Source organism: Prochlorococcus marinus str. MIT 0918, assembly GCF_027359415.1.
GTDB classification, from domain to species: Bacteria; Cyanobacteriota; Cyanobacteriia; order PCC-6307; family Cyanobiaceae; genus Prochlorococcus_E; species Prochlorococcus_E marinus_C.
Genome location: NZ_CP114780.1, coordinates 1,627,005 through 1,648,016, shown reverse-complemented (window position 1 = coordinate 1,648,016; position 21,012 = coordinate 1,627,005). Strand labels below are relative to the sequence as shown.

Below are 21,012 nucleotides of genomic sequence, written 5' to 3'. Positions count from 1 at the left end.
CACTATTGCCCCTTAAATTATCTTATCTATGTCTAGGTACCGTGGGCCTCGCCTGAGGATCACGCGTCGCTTGGGGGACCTCCCAGGTCTCACCCGGAAAGCCGCAAAACGGTCAAATCCACCAGGTCAGCACGGCTCAGCCCGTCGCAAGCGCTCAGAATACGCGATCCGTTTAGAAGAAAAACAAAAGCTAAGGTTTAATTACGGGATTTCGGAACGTCAGCTTGTTCGCTACGTAAAGAAAGCACGTTCAATGGAAGGCTCTACAGGTACTAACCTTCTAAAACTATTAGAAAATAGACTTGACAATGTTTGTTTTCGGCTAGGTTTTGGTCCAACCGTCCCTGGATCCCGTCAGCTTGTTAACCATGGTCATGTAACTGTTAATGGGAAAGTCCTAGATATCGCCAGTTATCAATGTAAAGCAGGTGACATCATTTCCATTCGCGAACGCAAAGCAAGCAAAACACTTGCTGAAGGCAATCTTGAATTTCCTGGTCTAGCAAATGTTCCTCCACACCTGGAATTGGAAAAGTCTAAAATGACAGCTAAGGTTATAGGTAAATGTGATCGAGAATGGGTCGCAATAGAAATCAATGAACTTCTAGTAGTTGAATACTACTCACGCAAGGTATAAAAGCTTGCTTTTAATGAGTTCTATTCATTAATATATTTACATTTAGGCCGTTACAGATTGGGGCCTAAATGTAAATATAATTATAATTGCCCAGCAAATTATTTAATGGCCAATATTCTCCAAAAGAATAATTAATAGGCAATACCTGTATAAAAGCCACAGCCATCTCAATTAAATTGACCCCTTAACATTTCGCATGAATAGATGAGGTTTTATTAAAAAAATAAAAGCAAGGAGATTTTTAATCTTTTTATATTGATCGAGAAAATCACAAATGTAAAATTAAAGTCAAATTGCTTGCTGCTAAATAAAATTGAAGGTTATTAAAGAAAAATTTAAAAAATAAATATCCTTTTTAAAATCGATGACATTCAAAATTCACAGCCATTTTTTTCATTCTTAAATGTTCTAAGGACAGAATGCAATAAAGCATTTTTCAGATGAGCTGTTACGTTAAGTAATCATATACAAAATAATTTCTGTGGTTACCGACAAGGCACTGCTCAAAGAAGTAACAAAAGAGCTTTGGCAATCTGTTAAAAAACTTCGTCCAGAGCTTGGCAAAGACCCTAGGATGCAACTGGTCCTAAAAGCTCTGATAACAATTGGAGATCTTCCAGACTCAATTCAAGCTGCAATGGTTGTAGCAACTTGCTTAGAAATGGAAGATGTCGATGAAAGCCCTAATCAAAAAGAAGAAAACCCAACAACATCAAAATCATCTCAAAGCCAAGAAGCAAGCGAAGGTAAAAGGACAGTTCGCAGAAGATCTGCTGCTAACTAAAGAAAACATTTTTAATATCAAGACACTGAATCTTATTTTATTCTTAAGGTCATATCAAAGAGGATCTACCACCATAAACCTAAATCCAAATCACTTTGCTTTTGACTAACTACTTTGCAGGCCAATTTACATTCAGTTAAATCTTTGTTTGTAAGTTTCTCAAGAATCCTCGCTTTATCAATAGGAGAAAGCTCTCCATCAGAAGTCCATTTAAGAGTTGTTTTCCTTTGGTGTGCTGAATTATGTCGATTCATTTTTTTATTCCTCACTTTTTAAATGGACTTCTAAACAACGAGTAGTACATTCAACACCCTCACTGCCCAAACTACATTCAGTGATACATTCAAAGTAAGAATCTATCGCATCTCTTTGTTCAACAAGGAATAGGTCTCTATTCTTAGAAGACATACTTTAAACCTCCTTTGACGGATGCCACTATTAGCATAAATTCACTTTTCACATGACTTTTTATCAAGGAATATAAAGTACCTAAGTATTAACTACTAGTCTCAGCTTTTGCATTTATTTCAGATTCTACTTGTTGTTTTTTTGCAAATAATAATATTAGTTCGACAAAAAACATTATTTACTCATAATCAAAGTAAAAGCTTTATTCTTTTTGGCTCAAGAACTTCCCAATACTGTTAGAGAGCTTAAATTGATTGGATGGTCCGACCAAGCTGCTAATAACTATGCAGAACTTTTAAGCTCTAACAAATTAAAAATTATAAATGATTTACAAGCAGAAGCTGGGCTTTTTGTTGCAATAATATTATTATTTTTAATAATATTTATTGCAACAAAATCATACCTTAATAATAAACCAGTTAATCAAAAAAAACAAACTAATGATGGCTTACAAACGCAATTAATCAAAGAAGAAATAGCAAATGATAATCCCTTGGAGAAAGAGGCAGAAAGTCAACAAGAGGCAATATTTAATAGTATAAATAAACCCTTAAAGGATTCAAAAAATCTATTAAAAACAGACAATTTTCTTGTACCTTTAAATCAAAACCCCATTGCAGTTAAAAGAAATAAGAAAAAAACACCTTTAAGAGTTCACTTAAAAGAGTTTATACAGGAAACTTCTATTGATATAGACAAAATAATAGAATTTACACTCTTATTATTACTAATAATTTTTGAATTTTCTAAGCAGCTATTTGAGGCTACAAATCAAACTGATAAGGTAATTGATATCACCACTTCAACTAAATTAACCAAAAGAAGTACTGAAGAGCTAAGATCCTTCCTTAAAGACATAGAGTTCGTCCCGAAGCTAAGTCGAGATCAATTGATTGATTTAATTTCAAAAAACCCTGAGGCATTAAAGAAAATCGAATTAAAAGAAAGAGAAATGAAACTAATGAAAATGACAAATATTGAACTAAGGAAATTATTAATAGGAGTTTCAAATACTTCCAAGCTTAGAAAAGTAGAGCTGGTAAAAAAAATCATCTCTCTCGAAAGGAATTCTTCATAGTATCCACGATATTAATTTAAATAGATATTTATTCTTTAGAATCTTTGAATATTTTTTGGTTCATGCAGGGAAAGCACTCTTAAAATCAATGTTTCACATTAAAATTGTCTTTCTAAGATTACTCGTAGCATTTAATTTCACTTCAAAAATATAACTTCTACTTCCATTCAATATTTATATACAATGATTATCTAGCCTAAGTAAAACACAAATCAACCAAGTGGCTTCAAGAGATACAAAAAAGAGCCACACCCTAGGAATCAATACAAGGGTGATACACCACGGTGACGGTTTTGCAAAAAATACAGGTACAGTGATGCCGCCAATATTTCCTAGTTCAACCTTTAAACATGGCAATCCCGAAGGGTTTGATTACACTCGTTCAGGAAATCCAAACTTCAAAATATTAGAATCTCTTTTGGCATCTGTAGAGAACTGCCAATATGCAACTGTTTTTGGATCAGGAGTAAGTGCCATTACCGCAATAGCAAGTTCGTTAAAATCTGGAGATCTTGTTTTATGTGAAGAAAATCTTTACGGGTGTACCGTTCGATTGTTTGAGCAAGTTTTTCAAAAATTTGGGCTTGAAACAAAATGGATTGACTTTACAACAATAAATTCCATAGAGGCCATTAAAAAAATAAATCCAACAATGGTTTGGATAGAAAGCCCAACCAATCCACTTTTAAAAATTATCGATATAAGAAAGATTTGCAAAATTGCTAATCAAAATCAAATACCCGTCGTAGTAGACAATACTTTTGCAACGCCGTTGTTGCAACGCCCACTTGATCTAGGGGCGACTATATCACTAACCAGTACTACTAAATACATTAATGGACATTCCGATGCCTTAGGTGGTGCTGTTTGCACCCAAGACTTCAATTGGGAAGAACGCATGAAATTTGCACAAAAATCACTAGGTCTACAACCATCTCCTTTTGACTGTTGGCTCATTACAAGAGGTATCAAAACACTTCCTCTACGTATTCAAAGACAAGTGGCAACTGCATTTTCTCTTGCCAATGAATTAGCTAAACACCCATCCATTAAATGGGTAAGATATCCTTTTCGAACAGACCACCCTCAAAATGATCTGGCTAAAAAACAAATGGCCGGAGGAGGAGCAATGATTACTCTAAGTCTTAAGGCTAATCAAACCCAAACTTATAATTTTTGCAAAAACCTTAAACTTTTTACCATGGCTGAAAGCCTCGGTGGAGTTGAAAGTCTTGTATGTCACCCTGCAACTATGACCCATGCCTCCCTTTCATCGCAAATAAAAGAAAAGCTTGGGATCAATGAATCACTAGTTCGCTTGTCAATTGGATGCGAAGACTCAATTGATCTAGAAAATGATCTAAACCAAAGTCTTAGCCAATTAAAGTGATTGGAAGTGAATTACTAACTGATCCTCTTTGGGAACCCAAACATCTTGGGCAAGCCATTCCGCCAAGTCCACATGCAGTCTCAGTAGCCTTGCCTAGATGGGAAGATGTTATTGCATATGAAGAAAAAGATCCAGAATGCATCAACAATCTTCAATCTATCTACCCCCGCTTTGGGTTACACCCTTTTTTAAAGGCAGTTGGTGAAAAAGCACTGAATCTTCATCTTAAAGGTGCTAATAGTGCATGGCCTTATCCAAATATCATTACTGCAAAAAAAGCCAAGGAATATTGTAATCAAATTAACAATAATGCTCAGATAACTATTAAAGAAGTTGCTGGTCTTCAATGCTTAATCGTTGATAGTAATACTACTCCAGCAGCAAAAGCATTTTGGCAACACACAGGACTAGGAGCCTCTTCTAGACAGGCAGCGATAGCACTTAATAAAGAAAAGACTCCTTCAAAAAACGCAGGTGAACATGCAAGGACTGCTATACGGAATCGACTAGCAAAAATTTATGGGTGCGAATCAAATTTAATTCAACTCCATCCTTCAGGAATGGCTGCTTTAACCACAGCCCTAGAAGCATTACAAAAATGCAGACCTCAGAATCGAACAATGCAATTAGGCTTCCCCTATGTTGATGTTTTAAAACTTCCCCAAGAAATCTTTAATGGCTGTGAACTCATACTTAATTTAGATCCTTTAAAATTAGCCAATCAACTCGATAAAAAAAAGCCTTCTGCATTAATTGTTGAACTGCCAAGCAACCCGATGTTGGAATGTGTTGATCTACCTCTTATAGCAAAAATTGCACATGAAAAAGGAATCCCGGTTATTGCAGATGACACTATTGGATCAGCTATAAATATCAATCCTCTCCCTTATGCCGACATCATATTTACATCACTAACAAAAAGCTTCGCAGGTTGTGGAGATATCCTTGCAGGTTCTTTAGTGATCAGCCCTGAATCTCAATGGAAACAAACCTTGCAAGAGCTCTTCTCTATTGAACCATTCAGTCATTTATCCGATGCTGATGCAATTCCTCTTGCAGAAGCAAGCAAAGATGTAACAACACGCGTAAATCTATTAAATCAATCTTGCATGCAACTCAAAACTCGTTTAGAGAATCATCCTCAAATAAAAAAAGTACATCATCCTGAATACTGTCAAAATTTTCAATCAATTATGCGCGCACATGGGGGATATGGATGTTTACTGTCTTTTGAGTTATCAGGCGGGATTCACAAAGCTAAGCGATTTTACAATTCATTAAAAGTATGTAAAGGGCCCAGTTTAGGAACAATGTTTACATTGGCATGTCCATATGTTCTATTGGCACATTACAAGGAACTGGATTGGGCTCAAAAATGTGGTGTACCCCCTGCACTAATTAGAGTTTCGGTTGGCATTGAGAACGCAGAAGATCTATGGGATCGCTTCAAAACAGCATTGGAAAGTTAATTAAAAGATTCAATAGTTTTTAGATCAACATCAGAATTATGCACGAAGCAATAACCTTAGCTAAGTATTAATAGGTTGGATTATTAACAATGTCTCCAATATACGAAGACAACAGCCTTGCTATAGGCAACACCCCACTGGTAAAACTTCACTCTGTCACTAAAAACTCAAAAGCTACAGTTTTAGCAAAAATTGAAGGACGTAATCCTGCTTACAGCGTGAAGTGCAGGATTGGAGCGAATATGATTTGGGACGCTGAAAAAAAAGGAGTTCTCAAAAAACATCAGACCATTATTGAGCCCACCTCAGGGAATACAGGGATTGCTTTGGCTTTCACTGCTGCTGCAAAGGGATACAAACTTATACTTACCATGCCTGAGTCCATGTCTTTAGAAAGACGTAGAGTAATGGCTGTTCTTGGAGCTGAACTAATCCTTACTGAAGCAGCGAAAGGGATGCCAGGTGCTATAGCCAAAGCCAAGGAAATTGCAGAAAGTGACCCAAATAAATACTTCATGCCAGGGCAATTTGATAACCCCGCCAATCCAGAGATTCATTTCAAAACAACCGGACCAGAAATATGGAATGATTGCAATGGCAATATTGATGTGCTTGTTGCAGGAGTAGGTACTGGAGGAACTATTACAGGAGTTTCTCGTTATTTAAAAGAAGAAAAAGGCAAAAGTATTCTGTCCGTAGCAGTAGAGCCATCTCATAGTCCTGTAATTTCCCAAACTCTCAACGGAGAAGAAGTTAAATCTGGACCTCATAAAATCCAAGGGATTGGCGCCGGTTTTATCCCTAAGAACCTAGACCTAAAACTGGTTGATCAAGTAGAACAAGTCACTAATGATGAATCAATAGCCATGGCACTTCGCTTAGCGAAAGAAGAAGGCTTATTGGTTGGTATATCATGTGGAGCGGCAGCTGCAGCAGCCATTAGATTGGCCGAGAAAGATGAATTTGCTGGGAAAACAATTGTTGTCGTTCTTCCAGATCTTGCAGAGCGTTATCTTTCATCAATAATGTTTGAAGATGTCCCAACAGGTATTATTCAACAGCCAAGCAATAACTAATAAAGTCGGGCAGAGGGTAAAACAGCATCTGGAGAGATAAACATTGCATCTCCATAAGAAAAGAACCTGTATTTTCTTTCTATTGCCTCTTGATAGAACTCAAGCAGTTTCTGCCGGCCAATAAATGCACTTACCAATAATAACAATGAGCTTTTTGGTAAATGAAAATTTGTCAATAGCCCATCAACAACTCCAAATTTATAACCAGGTTTAATAACTAAATCAACTGTTCCTTTAAATGGTTTAAGGGACCCTCCTCCAGCTATAAATGATGCTTCAAGAGACCTTACAGTTGTTGTCCCAATAGCAATAATGCGTCCTCCTCTCAATTGACACGCTTGACAGGCTGAAACAACCTCTGGCTTCACCTCAACCCACTCACTATGGAGTTGTAAATTTTCCAAATTCTCCTCTTCCAATGGTCGGAAAGTTCCAAGGCCTACATGAAGTGTCACTCTTGCTTGTTCTACTCCGCGTTTAGCTAAATCATCCAAAAGATCATCGCTAAAATGTAAGCCTGCTGTTGGAGCTGCCACAGCGCCTGGGCGAGATGCATATCTAGTTTGATATCGCTGATCATTACTTGAATCATGCCTATGAATATATGGGGGTACAGGCATCTCACCGTACAAGTCAAGGCAGTGTTCAATCTTCTCTCTATCACTAAAGCATTTAGGGAACTGAACAATTCGACCTCCAGTCTTCACATCTCTGTCAACGATAGTTAATGAAAGAGATTGTTTTCCACCAGCTTCTAACAAAAAACAATCACCAGGTCTCATTTTTTTTCCAGGTTTTACTAGGCACAACCATTTCCCATCACCTTTAGGTTCTAATAACAAAAGTTCTCCCAAACCACCATTTTTTAATCGGACTTTTAATCTTGCTCTTAACACACGAGTGTCATTCATCACTAATAGATCCCCTTCTTTTAGCTCCGTAGTTAAATCCCAAACTTTCGAATGACTAATTTCTAAGGAATCTTCAGATTGCCTAGAGACAACCATCATGCGAGCTTCATGCCTTGGCTCAATAGGCTCTTGAGCTATGAGTTGATTTGACAACTCATAGTCATAAGAACTGAGTAAAAAATCTCTGGATTCAGATAACAATTTCAATCATCACCTAATTAACTAACGCAATCCATTTTTAAGAACAATACTAATCTTTAAGCAGCAAGACTTTCAGGTTTATTCTCAATCAAATGCGAGAGGTCTTTCAAGAAAGCTGCGCCATCAGCACCATAAACCACTCTATGATCAGCAGTAAGATTTACTTGCATTTGACGTTTCACTGAAATAGATCCATCTTTACCTGCTATGACTGTAGGCAATGAGGCAGCAACTGCGAGAATAGCTCCCGTCCCAGGAGGAAGTATCGCATCAAATCTATCTACTCCAAACATACCCAAGTTTGAAAGAGTAAAAGTCCCACTATTGTATTCATTAGGTTGCAATTGCTTAGCTCTAGAACGCTTAACTAAATCAGCCCATTGTGCTGACAATTCAAACAAATCAACAATATCTGCATTTTGAAGCACAGGTGTTATAAGCCCCCCTTCCTCCATTGCTACTGCAACGGCAACATTTACTTGATTGGGATATACCATACCGTCATTACTCCAAGCTGCATTTAATTGAGGATGTCTAGCTAAAGTGATTCCAACAGCTTTTGCAAGCAAAGCTGTCATTGTGACTCCCTTAGGCTTTACTTGCTTATAAAAATGATCAAGTTTATCTGTTGTAATCGCATATCCCACTCTGAAACATGGAACAGATAAACTGGTCTCCATATTTCTATTTACAGCCTCCTGCAGTGTATTGAATTTAATTGTTTCTCCTGGTTTACCAAAACTATTGCCCTTGGGGATTTCATCAATACGTTTGACAGAATTATCAGAAGGCTGATTTGCAACAGAAGCTTTCTCAAAAGCAATCGAGGCAGGAGCATTGCTTTCAGCAATCCAAGGAACAGTTACAGGCTGGCCTTGGGCTTTCTGAACATCTTCAGCTTGAATTCTTCCATGAGGGCCGCTGCCAGGAACTGTTTTTAAGTCAACGCCAAGTTGAGAGGCAAGTTTTTTAGCCCTAGGAGTAGCAATAACCCTACCTGTATTTACTACAGCTCTATGAGGAATTTGAACTGAAGAAGGTAGTTTTTGCTTTACAGCAGATGGAGAAGCAGATTTGGCTGGGGTTTGAGAAGCAGTTATTTTCTTTTTGTCCTTTGTGGGAGAAGACTCTTTGGAAATAGAGCCTTTTGACTGAGGTGGGTTATTGGCTTGAACAGATGCTATTTCGCCTTCTGATTCAACAATCAAACCTATTGTTTCACCAACTGGAACAGTACTACCCGAAGGCATTAAAACAGCAGCCAAAAACCCATCTTGGAAAGACTCAACATCCATATCAGCTTTATCCGATTCAACGACAAGAACTGATTCTCCTCTTGCAACCTTTTCACCAGGTTTTTTTAACCATTCAACAATCTTCCCCTCAGTCATAGTTGAACTAAGGGCTGGCATAAAAATGTCGTGTGATGCCATAATTGTGTCTTGGACTTAGTTTTGAGTATTTTACCTAAACAAGTGACTCAAGTTTTTAGACTCAGATCACTTGATCAGACCAGTTATTTATCATGTTAGTTCTCAAAGTGCATGCTTCTACTTTTTTTGCTTGCATTTAATTTATAAAACTCCCAAGAATGTATTAAAAAAGAAATAAATCAAAAATCAAATTTGATCTATAGACTCAACAACGCCATCTCTAACAAGCAAAGAAACCTTCATTTTATCTACCAAGTTATCTCCTTTTTTTAGATCACAAAAACTCTCTATTTGGCCTTGTTCAACAATCTCTTCCATCTCTAACTCTCTAATTTGAGCTTGTTGCTGTAACAAGTTTCGTTTTTGTTCCTCTAACTCAGAACGTTTCATTGCGACCTGTTGCTGAACTTGAGCAACTTGTTCTTGAACTCGAGGATCAAGAGGATTTGAAGTTTGAGTTCTTAACCCTTCAACAACTTGTTGACCTTCTTGTTCTAATTGAGCTAATTGCTGATCACTTGTTGAAATAGCCGAGCTTATTTCCTTCTCAGCTTCTTCTTTCCAAGCAGGAGTAACAACAGCTCTAATAGTGATAGAACGTTTAATTGAAAGAGTAGTTACTTCAGACATTAATAAAAAAGCAATTCAGGCCAAGGTTCTCAGCCAATGTGAAATAGTTTAACTAAATTTTCCACGAAAAAAGTTATAAACCAAAAATATCTTCAATAGCATTACGATCACGTTTTGCAATCCTATCGCGTCTTTGTTTTAACGTCTGCGTTAATAAGCCATTCTCAATTGAAAATGGCTTAACTAAAGCCACCCCGGCTACTCTTTCATCAGAACGAGAACCTTGGCGAATAGAAAGCAGCCTATTAATTTCTCCCTTAAGAAACTTTCTTAAATTCTTATCACCAAAAGAGCCCCCCAAGTCTTCTCCTAAAGACAAATTCTTTTCTAATGCCCAAATCAACATTTGTTCAACATTAGGAACTAATAAAGCCCCTAATTGCCTTTGGTCTTGACCAACAATCATTAACTGTTCAATAAGATGACTAGAAACCAAAGCTTCTTCCAATGGCCCTGGTTCAATATTCTCCCCATTACTTAAAACAATAGTATCTTTAGCTCTTCCAGTAAGCACAACTGTTCCGTCTTTAAGCAACATTCCAAGATCACCAGTATCAAACCATCCTTCTGAATCAAGTACTTTTAGAGATTCTTCTGGTTTTCTTAAATAACCCTTCATTACTTGAGGCCCTCGCACCAAAACCTTTCCTTGTTGAGAAAATCGCATTGGCGTACCTTTCTCAGGGTCAACTATACGAAACTCTGTTTGAGGCAAGGGCAATCCTGAACTGCCCCTAATATTCCTCCAGGTTCTTCTACAGCTTAAGACAGGGCTTGTCTCAGTAAGTCCATAGCCAACTAATAATTCTACTCCAAGAGCTTCAAAAAACTCATCAACATGAGGAGCTATTGCCCCCCCTCCATTTATTGGGAATTGCAACCTACCACCCGAAAGTTGTTTAAGAACTTTGGGCCACAAAGTTAAAGCAGCAAGACAATGAAAAGGCCAACGATAAACAACTTCTAAAGAAGATAATATTCTCCTATAAACTTTTACATTTACCAATAACAAATCACGTGATTCCCTTAAAGCTAATTTAAAACAATGGCTATTAGAAAGAGCAGCTTTAATAATTAATTGACGAGAGCGAGGCATTTTATTTAACGCATCATCAAAACCGGTCTTAATCGCCTCCCAAAGCCTTGGAACTGTTGCCATAACAACAGGTTTAACCTTTTTTAAATCATCTTTTAAATGTTTAATAGTTGTATAGTTCTGAGAACATGCACAAGAAAAGAAATAATACTCAGCACTCCTTTCATAAGAGTGCCAAATAGGTAAAACGCTAAGGAGAGGTGTACCCGGAGAAGGGCTCGCAATACATGCTAAAGATCGCATTTGATGCAGAAAGTTTTCATGAGTCAAAGGGACACCTTTAGGGCGACCAGTAGTCCCAGAAGTATATAAAATAGTTGCAATGTTATTGGAACAATTATCTGCAACGGGCTTTTGAAGATACTTTTCTCCACTTCGCATAAAGTCTTCCCATTTAATCAAACCATCTTTAGTCTCTCCCTCTAGCTGTAAAACAAATTTTAATTGTGTTTTTTGCTCTTGATTTAACGAAAGTTTTTCCCACAAGCTTGCTGATTGAACTATTAAACCAACTGATTGAGAATCATCCAAGATATAACGAAGCTCTTCGACTGGCGCTGAAGCTCCTCTCACAGCATCAGCAGCCCCTAACCTCATCAAACCTTGATCAACAATTAACCATCGAGGACTATTTTCTGAAAACAACGCAATAACATCATTATTTTTTACTCCTAAAGAATTAAAAGCAGCTGCAGCTATTGAAATCTTGTCAGCAAGCTCTTTATAGGTATAACTCTCACGGGCTATTGAATGTGGAGCATCAACAGCTAATAAATCACCATGATGATTTCTCAACCATGGCCATATTTGATCAACTCGCTTAATTTCCTTTACACAATGATGAGCATTTAGTGCTTTTTGCTCTCGTTGTGTAGAAATCCAATGTGATCTTGCTAAACCATTCTTCGCATTGGTCTCTGCACCATTCATTCTCTTGAAAATTTGCAAACTTTTACTCCCAATTTTTAAGGTTGACATTTGAATAATAAATTTTTACGTCCTCCCAAAGTTTTTTTACTACTTCTATAACAATCCGAAATGCTTGCTCAGGTTTTTCTTCATAAAAAAACGAACCTCCCTCATTTTAACTTCAGGAATGAATTCATTAATTTTGCCAATTGGATGTTCTGATAAGCCACAAGGAATGATCTCATTAAAACCAGACAGGTCACAATTAACATTCAAGGCTAATCCATGCTGAGTAACCCATCTTTTGCAACCTACCCCAATTGCTCCAACCTTTTTACCTTCGCACCAAACACCTGTCAGGCCCTTCATTCTTTGACCAATCAGCCCAAGATCAGCCAATACATCAATCAAAACAGCTTCAAGCTCTCTTAAGTACCAATTCAAATCTGTTTTATAACGGTGAAGATCTAACACCAAATAAACCACTAATTGGCCAGGTAAATGGTGTGTAACTTCGCCTCCTCTATCAATTCGATATAAATCTACTGATGTTTTTTTAGAGTCAAAAAGTAAATTATCTTTACTAGCAGCTCTTCCAAGAGTAAAGCAATGAAAATGTTCAAGCATCCAAATCGCTTGTTTAGACGAAGGATCTGCTAATAAAGCCTTTTGCCAGTTCTTCTGCCAATCCCAAGCAGATTGAAAATCTATTAATTCAGTAGGTTCAAAAAGAACCGTAGAGGGACCTTCTTCTGATAGATATTTTATGGCTAACTTATGCATATCTTTAGATCTCAAGGAGGAAGAATGAAATTGTTGATTCATGGCCGAAATCTTGAGTTAACACCTGCATTACGTGAATACACAAAGGCAAAACTTGAAAAAGCTATTCATCATTTTGAGGAAATGGTACAAGAAGCTGATGTTCATCTATCAGTAGCAAAAAATCCAAGAGTGCCCCAACAAACTGCTGAGGTGACTGTTTTTGCTAATGGCACTGTTATACGTGCACAAGAACGAAGCCAAAATCTTTATGCAAGTATTGACCTTGTTGCAAATAAGCTTTGCAGACAATTAAGAAAATACAAAGAGCGTCATACTGATCATCATCACAGTAATGGGCATAGTGCTTCTCCTACACCTGCTACGGAAAAAATTCTAGAAGAGAAGTCCATAGACAGTTCGCTCTTAGAAGGCAAAGAGGCCCAACTACCTACACCAGGTATACGACGCAAATATTTTCCAATGCCTCTCATGACCATTGAACAAGCAAGGCATCAGCTTGATTTAATAGACCATGACTTTTATGTTTTCAAAGATATAGACAGTCAACAATTACAGGTTATTTATAAACGAAATCACGGAGGATATGGCGTTATTCAAGCCAAGAGTTAATGCCATATCAATATAAATCTTTGCACAAGATAATCTCTGACTTGCCATCTTTCATTCATCAAGCTGCTTTAGAACCTCATCTTGATTTGGAGTCTTTCAACCAAATCTGTGACGCCTGCAATCATTTTAATTTTGCAGGTTTATGTACAAACCTCATTAGAATCCCAGAGGCCAGAAAACGCATAGCCACTAATAAAAAAACTAGTCTTATTGCAGTTATAGCATTTCCTTTCGGTGCCATCCCTAGCAAAATAAAAAAGATAGAGGCCGAATGGGCCTCAGAGCATGGAGCAGATGAGATAGAAGTAGTCCCTAATTTTCTCAAACTTCATCAAGGCGATATTCAAAATTTTGCGGAAGAGCTTGCAGATATAAATGAAATAGGCTTACCTTGCCGAGTAATTCTTGACACAAACCAGCTCTCTCATGAAAAGTTGACTATTGCTATAGAAGCCTGTTTAGAAGCAGGCATATCTGAAATTCAAACAGGCACTGGATTTGGGCCAAAAACAACTAAATCTCACATCTTAAAATTAGTCTCTATAACAAAAAACCGTTGTGCAATAAAAGCTGCTGGAGGAATTAAAAGTCTTGTTGAGGTAATAGAACTAATAGAGGCAGGTACAAAGTTTATCGGAACTTCTGTTGGGATGAATTTAATTAAAGAGTTTCAAGCACAAAAACAGTGAGTAATGAGAAAAAGATTCAAGGACTTGCGTTAAAAGTAGGCCCATTAGGAGAGAATGATCGATTGTTAACTCTCCTAAGTTATCAAGAGGGTATTTTGCGTATTGCCGTGCCAGGCGCTAGACGCCCAAAAAGCAAACTCGCTGCAACTTCGGCTTTAACATATCTTGAAATTCAAATTGTAGGAAAGTCCAAGCTGCGAAAAGCAAGGCAAATAAAAATTCTTAAAAGTTTTAGTAAGCTTGGTGAAAAGCTAGATACACTTGCTGCTGCACAAGTTTTAACAGAACTATCTATTTTATTAGTAGGAACAAATGATGCTCAACCTGAAATTTTAGAGGCGATCTTAATTCATCTTGAACGGCTTGAAAAAGACCACATATCTCAATTAGAGATATTGGCAAATTGTGTTCAATCATGTGTCCATTTACTTGCTCTTGGGGGTTATGGCCTCCCTATTCAATCTTGCTGCAAAAACAATATTGACCTTATCCCTCCCTTAGGCAATTGGAATTGGAGTTGCAGCCTTATTCCTCATGAAGGTTTTGCTATAGGTGAACATCCTAACGCCAAAGTTTTACTGAACCCATCCGAGCTAGGTCTCTTGCAATGCCTTCTCAGGCCGAATCTGCCAATTAAAAAAAATGGTGAAATTCTTGGTCCTAAAAAAGTTTGGTTAAAGCTATTATTTGTAATTGAAATTTGGGTGGAAAGTCATCTTAATAAAGGTTTGAACTCTCTAAGGATGTTAAAAAAAATTCATTCATCTAATGATTGCAATTGATTGTATTGAATAAAATTGAACCTTTTAAATACATAAGAAAATTAAACATATGAAATTCAAAAGAGATATTAAAACCTCAGAAAAAGGAGTAAAAACACTATTTCTTATAAAAGGATACAAAAGGATATGGGTGTCACAAATTTTTTCTCAATTAGCTGATAAACTCTACATAGTTTTATCTATTTACCTAATTAGTAAATACTGGGTTGATATTAATCAAATTCATACTGAATTAATTGAAATACCTTCCTCTAATTTAAGTTCATTAATCGAAATTAAAACTAACAGAATCACACTTCTTGCAACAGGTGTTTATATAGCAAATACTTTGCCTGCAATACTTATTGGAGGAATATCAGGAATAATTGTAGATTTTTTTCAAAAAATAAAGGTACTGTATTTTACAAACCTAATGAAAGGCTTACTAATGCTTTTAATTCCTATATGTATTCTCCCTGGTCCTAGTTGGAAAGGTTGTGAATGGGGCTATTGGGCATTTCTATTTATTACTTTTATTAGCTCATGTCTTACACAAATACTAACTCCAGCCGAGCAATCAATCATACCTATATTAGTGCCAAAAAACAATCTTATTACAGCTAACTCAATATATCAATCTACAAATATTGGAGCAATCATTTTGGGTTTTTCCTTAGGAGAAGTTTTCTTACTTTTAATGAAAGCATTCTTCGGATTTTTAAGCATAACAGGTGGGGAATTTCTCCTGTTACCAATTTTCTATTTCATAGCATCTTCAACAATTAGATCAGTTAAATTGAAGGAAAATATTGAGAATATGCTTCAGCCATCAAAGAGAAATATTATTGATCAGATAAAAAAAAGTTTTAGATTACTAGAGAATAATATAATTAAAAAATCTTTAACTCAAATTATTTTTGTTTATTGCTTACTTGCTTCACTTTATATTTTATCAATACACATCGCATCTACGATCACTAGTTTAGGTCCTACTAGGTTTGGAGTTCTTCTTGGCTTTAATGGCCTAGGCATTGCATTAGGAGCAATATATTTAACTCAAACAGCAAGGGTGAATCAAGCTAAAACTCCTAATATTGGCTTCCTTATCATAGCTTTCAGTTTAATAGCACTTGGTTTAGCGCAAGGTTCAATATTATTTTGCACATTATTTTGCACTCTTATTGGTATAGGAACATCTTTTATCGTTATCCCTGCTCAAACTAGAATTCAAAAAAATACCCCAACAGATCAACTAGGTAAAATCTTTGGCCTACAGAACAATTTGAATAATATCGCAATAATTGTTCCTCTATTATCAATAAGTGCCTTCTTAAATAAGTTTGGATTAATCCCTTTATTAATAGTGCTTGCGGCCCTGTCATTTTATGAGGCTTTCAATGGACACATCCATTAAATAACTCCCAAAACTGCTAACTTTCAATAAGTTCATCTAAGTATTCTTCAGGTGTCTCCTCATATAGCCTGGCTTGGGAAAAAATCACCCTTTTGCGGAAATGTTAGCTACGGATTTAGTACAACCAAAGAACTAAGGAAAAGAGGATATCAAACTAGCTTTATTCACTTTGATAACCCTGGCAACTCCAATACATCCAAAACATCTCTCTTAGCTAATGATCCTGATGTAAGCCTTCCATATTTAATTAAGTCACAGGTTTATACCATCCCTTCACTAAGTGCTCAACGCGAACTCAGAGAATCATTAGAACGATTAAAACCAGACATTGTTCATGCCAGTCTTACACTTTCACCTCTTGACTTTAGGCTCCCAGATCTATGTCAGCAAATTAATGTCCCATTAGTGGCTACCTTTCATCCACCTTTTGATTCAAAGCTAAGAAACCTAACAGCTAGCACTCAACAACTTACTTATCAACTCTATGCCCCAGCTCTCTCACGCTTTAATAAAGTAATAGTCTTTTCAGACAAACAAGCAGAAGTACTTATAAAACTAGGAGTAAAGAAAAATAGGCTTGACGTAATTCCTAACGGAGTTGATGAAGAGATATGGATGCCTATCAATTCTGACTCAGCATCATCTGAAAAAATAAATGTACAAAACCGTTTGGGTTCAAAAAGAACTTTCTTATATATGGGAAGAATTGCTGCAGAAAAAAACCTAGAGGCTCTTTTAAAAGCATGGAAAGCAAGTAATACAAATGGATGTCAGCTTGTAATTGTTGGAGATGGTCCACTGAGACCAACCCTAGAAAATAATTTCTTATCAACAGATGATTGTGAAATCCTCTGGTGGGGATACGAAGCTGATTTAAAGAAAAAAGTTGCTCTACTGCAATGTACAGAAGTTTTTATACTGCCTAGTTTAGTAGAAGGCTTGTCTCTAGCCTTGCTGGAGGCTATGGCAACAGGTACAGCTTGTATAGCTACTGATGCAGGAGCTGATGGAGAAGTTCTAAAACAAGGTGCGGGAATAATCATCAGCACCGAAAGTGTGACATCACAATTAAAAACTTTACTCCCAGTACTGAAAGAACACCCCTTATTAATCTCTGAACTTGGCAAAAGAGCAAGGTTAAGAATCTTAGAGCAATTTACTCTTAAAAAAAGTATTGATTCTCTAGAAAATCTTTACAACAATCTCCTTTAATTTTTAAGCCATTTCTCGACTCTTTTGTGCAGCAATAACTACAGCTTCAATTAAAGCCGATCTCAATCCTTGTTTTTCAAGATGACGTAAGGCAGTGATAGTAGTTCCTGCAGGTGAAGCAACCATATCTTTCAGTTGCCCAGGATGTAATCCTTTTTGTTTTAGCAATAAAGCAGTCCCCTCAAGCGTTGAATGAGTCAAAGATTGAGCTAAATCCCTAGGCAATCCCGCAGCAACGGCACCATCAGCCAATGCTTCAGAAATTAAAGCAACATATGCAGGCCCCGAAGAAGTCAATGCTAAGAAAGCATCTAAGTGTTCTTCTGGTAATTCAAAAACCTCACTATTAGGCTTAAAGATTGCTTCTACTAATTCCCTCTGTTCTAACGAAACCCTATCTCCCCAGGAGAGTCCCGTAAGCCCAGACCCAACTAAAACTGGAGTATTAGGAACTGCACGAACACAGGCGTGGGAAGGGAATAGAGCCTGAAGTCTCGTCAAATTAACTCCAGCCACAATAGAAATTAACAACGGACGATCTTTACTCAAATCAGAAGCTATATAAGCTTTTTCTTTAATCTGATTTATCTGTTGAGGCTTAACTGCCAAAATTTTCACAGGCAACTGCCAAACCTTTTCAGCCTCTGAATCATTAGCCGCTACTACAGAGATATCATTAGAAAATTGGGCTAAAACCTGTTCTACACTTTTTGTTTTACCTACTACTCCTAAAACTTCATCTGAACTAAATTTTTCTTTTAAAAATAAACTCTGAAGAATGACCTGAGCCATTCTTCCTAATCCAATTACACCCAAAGACAAAGACACCGATTCTCAAATTGCTGTTGAAACAGGTTCGCCCCAAGCAGGTTCTGGCGCAGAAAGATCTTCATTAGAATCATTGTCAGAATCTGAGGTGGTCACACTAGATGGAGAAGGTTCTTCTTGAAAGGAATTAGTTACTGTTACACAACTTGGAGCAAAAAGGAAAATACTCTCACCAACACGTTCTTGATGTCCATCTATCGCAAAAGTACCACCAGCAACAAAATCAACTGCTCTCTGAGCTTGATCTGGCTCCATCATTGTTAAATTCAAAATAACTGTTTTTCTTTCTCTCAATGCTTGAATTGCTTTAGGCATTTCATCAAAACTTCTTGGCTCCATCAAGCTGACTTCTGCAGTTGCCGTTGAGATACCAGGCATTCCTATCACCTTCGATGAAGAATCTCTAGTAGTAAAAGGATTGGAACCAGAAAAAGGGGTTAACCCATTCGAACCGTTACTTCCGACTTGATCTGAGCCCTCAAAACCTTCACCTGTTTCATAGTCAAGCTCATCAAAATCACCATCTAAATAGTCTTCACCAGCGACAACAGCTCTAAGACGTGAAATAAGCGACACCTTTTAAATCCTCTCTGAATGGTTTTGAGTTCTTTTCGGATAATTCCGAACTGAAGGGAAAAGTACCTTTCTCAAGGAAAATATATCCCTAATTACTTAAATAGCGTTATTTATAAGCAGGAGCAAGGTTTTTAATTGCTTTTCTTGATATCTTGGCTTAATTGACGGCGCAGACTATTGCCAAATAATAAAGAACCTAGACGTATCCAGGTTGCCCCTTCTTCTACTGCCTCTTTCCAATCTCCGCTCATTCCCATTGAGCACTCTTTTAAATTCAATTCAGCAGCAAATGTTTTACATTCTCTAAAAAGAGTTCTTCTTTGAATATTCTGTAGAGCAATAGGTGAAATTGTCATAACTCCTACAATGTTGACATTAGGCAATTCAAGAAATTGATTCCATTGAGCTCTAATCTCATCAGGTAATAATCCAGACTTATTAGTATCCTCTCGAAATTTCACTTGGACCATAACAGTCATTTTTTTAACTTCTTCAACAGCTATTCTTGAAATTCTTTTTGCTAGTTTCAAAGAGTCTACTGAATGGATTACATCAAAAGACCTAACAACCTGACGTACTTTATTTGCTTGAAGGTTACCAATAAAATGCCATTTGATATCTTTCAAATATTTTAGAGATTCTATTTTAGGTAAAGCTTCTTGGACTCTACTTTCCCCAAAATCAATTTGCCCTTGAGATGCCAGGGATTTTATTTGACTAATTTCATGCCCCTTGCTTACAGCCAAAAGGTTTACTTGACTAGGAAGTAATTGCTTAAATTCTTTTAAATCTAGATTGGCTTTCACTGCTAAATTAAATAAAAGTTTGCTTAAATAATTTTTGCCACACTTCAAAGTCCTCAGATTTATCTCTTCTACAACGGGCTAGGTTCATATCTGCATAATGACGGGCATCCATATAAGGAATCACCTCAAATTCTGCGCCTCTTGGTTGCAGTGAAACTAAAAAAAACATTTTCTGAGCATAAAGAGTTGCATAAATATCTCTTCCTTCGCCTGCAGGGGAAACCAAATAGAGCATCCCAAAAGTGGGATGGTTAAGATATCTCTCAGAAGCGAAGCTCAAATTCCAAAACAATGATAATTCACTCAATATGATACTTGTAAGTCGATAAAGTGATTAATTACTTATAAAATCAAAGAAATATCAATTCCAAAACCAATTTCCAAGGAACTCAAATCAAACCATATTTATATCTTAAACATAAGACAAATATCAATAAGCAAGCCGAGAATAAATTGATCCATCTTGACTTTTTTTTCCAAGAATTCTTTGGCTTGAATAAATCTGGGCTTAACAAGTACCCCCCTCTCCTAATCAAAAGAGCATCCCCACCTTGTTCAGCTCTTAATAAAATATTTAAAAGCAAGCGTTCTCCCACTGATAAAATTAATCCTATAGATTTTTTGAATCCCAATTTTCTAAAATCAACTGCTCTTGTAGCCAAGGATCGAAGTAGATTTTGACATTCTTCTTGAACCAAAGGTATAAAACGTAAAGCCAATAAAAGCTGAAAGCTCATTCTATCCAATGGGAATCCAATCAAAGCAAGCGGAGTAAGGAACCATCTTAAAGTCCACATCAAATCCTCTGGGGAAGTGGTTATTAGCATGAGATTAACGCTATAAACAACGGTGAAAATTAATGTTGAGGTTTTCACTCCTAATTCAGCAGATTGCCTGTCAACAACAAAAGGGCCTATAGAAAGCTGACCGAAATCAAAAGGACCAAATCTTAAAATTTCCCAAGAGGGACCAAAGGTTATGGCATTTGGAAGTTCTTGAGGGGTTCGTATGTTTAACTGGCCAACAACTTCATTTGTTGGCAAAAACATCGCAAAAAGACCAAAAAAACAAGAAAGAATAACTAAAAAAACCAGCGTTCTCCAAACAACTCTTAAAGGCAAGGAGCCAATAAAAGTAATAAAAAGAAGTGAAATAACTATACAGACTCTCCACAACGGTCCCGCAAGTATTGGTGTAATTAAAAACATCAAAACCCAAGAGAATTTAACCCTTGGGTCAATTCTTCTCAACCATCCCGAAGAACCTGCGACATATTGACCTATTGGAACCCTTTTTAAAAAATCCATTT

General features: G+C 36.8%; 23 protein-coding genes. 11 read left to right on the top strand and 12 right to left on the bottom strand.

Features of this window, described 5'->3' with window-relative positions:
• Positions 1–28 precede the first annotated feature (28 nt).
• The gene (gene rpsD / locus O5636_RS08945; RefSeq protein WP_269622446.1) at positions 29–637 is read left to right on the top strand and encodes a 30S ribosomal protein S4; all 609 of its coding nucleotides are present in this window, start codon (positions 29–31) and stop codon (positions 635–637) included.
• 481 nt (positions 638–1,118) lie between these two features.
• Positions 1,119–1,421 carry a TIGR03894 family protein gene (locus O5636_RS08940; protein WP_269622445.1) on the top strand — a complete coding sequence of 101 codons (303 nt, stop codon included), beginning with the start codon at positions 1,119–1,121 and terminating at the stop codon, positions 1,419–1,421.
• Between the two features lie 65 nt (positions 1,422–1,486).
• On the opposite strand, the gene O5636_RS08935 is transcribed toward O5636_RS08940, so the two are convergent.
• Together O5636_RS08935 and O5636_RS08930 are read right to left on the bottom strand one after the other, a co-directional pair.
• Positions 1,487–1,675, bottom strand: coding sequence for a hypothetical protein (locus O5636_RS08935; RefSeq protein ID WP_269622444.1), 189 nt, complete (start codon positions 1,673–1,675; stop codon positions 1,487–1,489).
• A gap of 4 nt (positions 1,676–1,679) precedes the next feature.
• Complete coding sequence (locus O5636_RS08930; protein WP_269622443.1) at positions 1,680–1,829, bottom strand: hypothetical protein; 150 nt, start codon at positions 1,827–1,829, stop codon at positions 1,680–1,682.
• Between the two features lie 211 nt (positions 1,830–2,040).
• Here O5636_RS08930 and O5636_RS08925 point away from each other — a divergent pair, with 211 nt between their 5' ends.
• The 4 genes from O5636_RS08925 to cysK all read left to right on the top strand — a co-directional run bounded on the left by O5636_RS08925 (position 2,041) and on the right by cysK (position 6,842).
• Positions 2,041–2,907 (top strand): hypothetical protein, encoded by an 867-nt coding sequence (locus O5636_RS08925; protein ID WP_269622442.1) that lies wholly within the window; start codon positions 2,041–2,043, stop codon positions 2,905–2,907.
• A 220-nt stretch (positions 2,908–3,127) separates the two neighbouring features.
• Positions 3,128–4,297, top strand: a complete 1,170-nt coding sequence (locus O5636_RS08920; RefSeq protein WP_269622441.1) for a trans-sulfuration enzyme family protein — start codon at positions 3,128–3,130, stop codon at positions 4,295–4,297.
• Positions 4,294–5,766 carry a PLP-dependent transferase gene (locus O5636_RS08915; protein WP_269622440.1) on the top strand — a complete coding sequence of 491 codons (1,473 nt, stop codon included), beginning with the start codon at positions 4,294–4,296 and terminating at the stop codon, positions 5,764–5,766. The genes O5636_RS08920 and O5636_RS08915 overlap by 4 nt, the downstream gene beginning before the upstream one ends.
• Positions 5,767–5,855: 89 nt before the next feature.
• Positions 5,856–6,842: a cysteine synthase A gene (gene cysK, locus O5636_RS08910; RefSeq protein WP_269622439.1), complete on the top strand. Its 987-nt coding sequence runs from the start codon at positions 5,856–5,858 to the stop codon at positions 6,840–6,842.
• Here the strand turns inward: cysK and queA are convergent.
• The 5 genes from queA to lipB all read right to left on the bottom strand — a co-directional run bounded on the left by queA (position 6,839) and on the right by lipB (position 12,805).
• Complete coding sequence (gene queA / locus O5636_RS08905; RefSeq protein WP_269622438.1) at positions 6,839–7,954, bottom strand: tRNA preQ1(34) S-adenosylmethionine ribosyltransferase-isomerase QueA; 1,116 nt, start codon at positions 7,952–7,954, stop codon at positions 6,839–6,841. The two genes, cysK and queA, sit on opposite strands and share 4 nt — an antisense overlap.
• Positions 7,955–8,010: 56 nt before the next feature.
• Positions 8,011–9,387 carry a dihydrolipoamide acetyltransferase family protein gene (locus O5636_RS08900; RefSeq protein WP_269622437.1) on the bottom strand — a complete coding sequence of 459 codons (1,377 nt, stop codon included), beginning with the start codon at positions 9,385–9,387 and terminating at the stop codon, positions 8,011–8,013.
• Between the two features lie 186 nt (positions 9,388–9,573).
• Positions 9,574–10,017 carry a YlqD family protein gene (locus O5636_RS08895; RefSeq protein WP_269622436.1) on the bottom strand — a complete coding sequence of 148 codons (444 nt, stop codon included), beginning with the start codon at positions 10,015–10,017 and terminating at the stop codon, positions 9,574–9,576.
• A 73-nt stretch (positions 10,018–10,090) separates the two neighbouring features.
• The gene (locus tag O5636_RS08890; protein ID WP_269623582.1) at positions 10,091–12,043 is read right to left on the bottom strand and encodes a long-chain fatty acid--CoA ligase; all 1,953 of its coding nucleotides are present in this window, start codon (positions 12,041–12,043) and stop codon (positions 10,091–10,093) included.
• 93 nt (positions 12,044–12,136) lie between these two features.
• Positions 12,137–12,805, bottom strand: coding sequence for a lipoyl(octanoyl) transferase LipB (gene lipB / locus O5636_RS08885; RefSeq protein ID WP_269622435.1), 669 nt, complete (start codon positions 12,803–12,805; stop codon positions 12,137–12,139).
• A gap of 24 nt (positions 12,806–12,829) precedes the next feature.
• Here lipB and hpf point away from each other — a divergent pair, with 24 nt between their 5' ends.
• The 5 genes from hpf to O5636_RS08860 all read left to right on the top strand — a co-directional run bounded on the left by hpf (position 12,830) and on the right by O5636_RS08860 (position 17,493).
• Positions 12,830–13,417, top strand: a complete 588-nt coding sequence (hpf, locus tag O5636_RS08880) for a ribosome hibernation-promoting factor, HPF/YfiA family (protein WP_269623581.1) — start codon at positions 12,830–12,832, stop codon at positions 13,415–13,417.
• Positions 13,418–13,458: 41 nt separating this feature from the next.
• On the top strand, positions 13,459–14,106 hold the full coding sequence (gene deoC / locus O5636_RS08875; RefSeq protein ID WP_269622434.1) for a deoxyribose-phosphate aldolase: 648 nt from the start codon (positions 13,459–13,461) through the stop codon (positions 14,104–14,106).
• A complete protein-coding gene (gene recO / locus O5636_RS08870) occupies positions 14,103–14,888 on the top strand; it encodes a DNA repair protein RecO (RefSeq protein ID WP_269622433.1) in 786 nt (261 codons plus the stop codon). The genes deoC and recO overlap by 4 nt, the downstream gene beginning before the upstream one ends.
• 130 nt (positions 14,889–15,018) lie before the next feature.
• Positions 15,019–16,281 carry an MFS transporter gene (locus tag O5636_RS08865; protein ID WP_269622432.1) on the top strand — a complete coding sequence of 421 codons (1,263 nt, stop codon included), beginning with the start codon at positions 15,019–15,021 and terminating at the stop codon, positions 16,279–16,281.
• A 51-nt stretch (positions 16,282–16,332) separates the two neighbouring features.
• A complete protein-coding gene (locus tag O5636_RS08860) occupies positions 16,333–17,493 on the top strand; it encodes a glycosyltransferase family 4 protein (RefSeq protein WP_269622431.1) in 1,161 nt (386 codons plus the stop codon).
• Positions 17,494–17,496: 3 nt separating this feature from the next.
• On the opposite strand, the gene proC is transcribed toward O5636_RS08860, so the two are convergent.
• From proC to O5636_RS08835, 5 genes are all read right to left on the bottom strand, one after another.
• The gene (gene proC / locus O5636_RS08855; protein WP_269622430.1) at positions 17,497–18,321 is read right to left on the bottom strand and encodes a pyrroline-5-carboxylate reductase; all 825 of its coding nucleotides are present in this window, start codon (positions 18,319–18,321) and stop codon (positions 17,497–17,499) included.
• A gap of 6 nt (positions 18,322–18,327) precedes the next feature.
• Positions 18,328–18,897: a cell division protein SepF gene (locus O5636_RS08850; RefSeq protein WP_269622429.1), complete on the bottom strand. Its 570-nt coding sequence runs from the start codon at positions 18,895–18,897 to the stop codon at positions 18,328–18,330.
• A gap of 131 nt (positions 18,898–19,028) precedes the next feature.
• Positions 19,029–19,703: a YggS family pyridoxal phosphate-dependent enzyme gene (locus tag O5636_RS08845; RefSeq protein ID WP_269622428.1), complete on the bottom strand. Its 675-nt coding sequence runs from the start codon at positions 19,701–19,703 to the stop codon at positions 19,029–19,031.
• A gap of 7 nt (positions 19,704–19,710) precedes the next feature.
• Positions 19,711–19,983 carry a PipX family protein gene (locus O5636_RS08840; RefSeq protein WP_269622427.1) on the bottom strand — a complete coding sequence of 91 codons (273 nt, stop codon included), beginning with the start codon at positions 19,981–19,983 and terminating at the stop codon, positions 19,711–19,713.
• 109 nt (positions 19,984–20,092) lie between these two features.
• Entirely contained in the window at positions 20,093–21,010 is a 918-nt protein-coding gene (locus O5636_RS08835) for an energy-coupling factor transporter transmembrane component T family protein (protein ID WP_269622426.1), read from the bottom strand.
• Positions 21,011–21,012: the final 2 nt, after the last annotated feature.

Excerpts from the sequence above, each read along its gene's own strand:
- rpsD (WP_269622446.1), top strand. The coding sequence starts at position 29 with ATGTCTAGGTACCGTGGGCCTCGCCTGAGGATCACGCGTCGCTTGGGG.
- O5636_RS08935 (WP_269622444.1), bottom strand. The coding sequence starts at position 1,675 with ATGAATCGACATAATTCAGCACACCAAAGGAAAACAACTCTTAAATGG.
- O5636_RS08930 (WP_269622443.1), bottom strand. The coding sequence starts at position 1,829 with ATGTCTTCTAAGAATAGAGACCTATTCCTTGTTGAACAAAGAGATGCG.
- cysK (WP_269622439.1), top strand. The coding sequence starts at position 5,856 with ATGTCTCCAATATACGAAGACAACAGCCTTGCTATAGGCAACACCCCA.
- O5636_RS08900 (WP_269622437.1), bottom strand. The coding sequence starts at position 9,387 with ATGGCATCACACGACATTTTTATGCCAGCCCTTAGTTCAACTATGACT.
- O5636_RS08895 (WP_269622436.1), bottom strand. The coding sequence starts at position 10,017 with ATGTCTGAAGTAACTACTCTTTCAATTAAACGTTCTATCACTATTAGA.
- O5636_RS08890 (WP_269623582.1), bottom strand. The coding sequence starts at position 12,043 with ATGAATGGTGCAGAGACCAATGCGAAGAATGGTTTAGCAAGATCACAT.
- lipB (WP_269622435.1), bottom strand. The coding sequence starts at position 12,805 with ATGCATAAGTTAGCCATAAAATATCTATCAGAAGAAGGTCCCTCTACG.
- hpf (WP_269623581.1), top strand. The coding sequence starts at position 12,830 with ATGAAATTGTTGATTCATGGCCGAAATCTTGAGTTAACACCTGCATTA.
- O5636_RS08835 (WP_269622426.1), bottom strand. The coding sequence starts at position 21,010 with ATGGATTTTTTAAAAAGGGTTCCAATAGGTCAATATGTCGCAGGTTCT.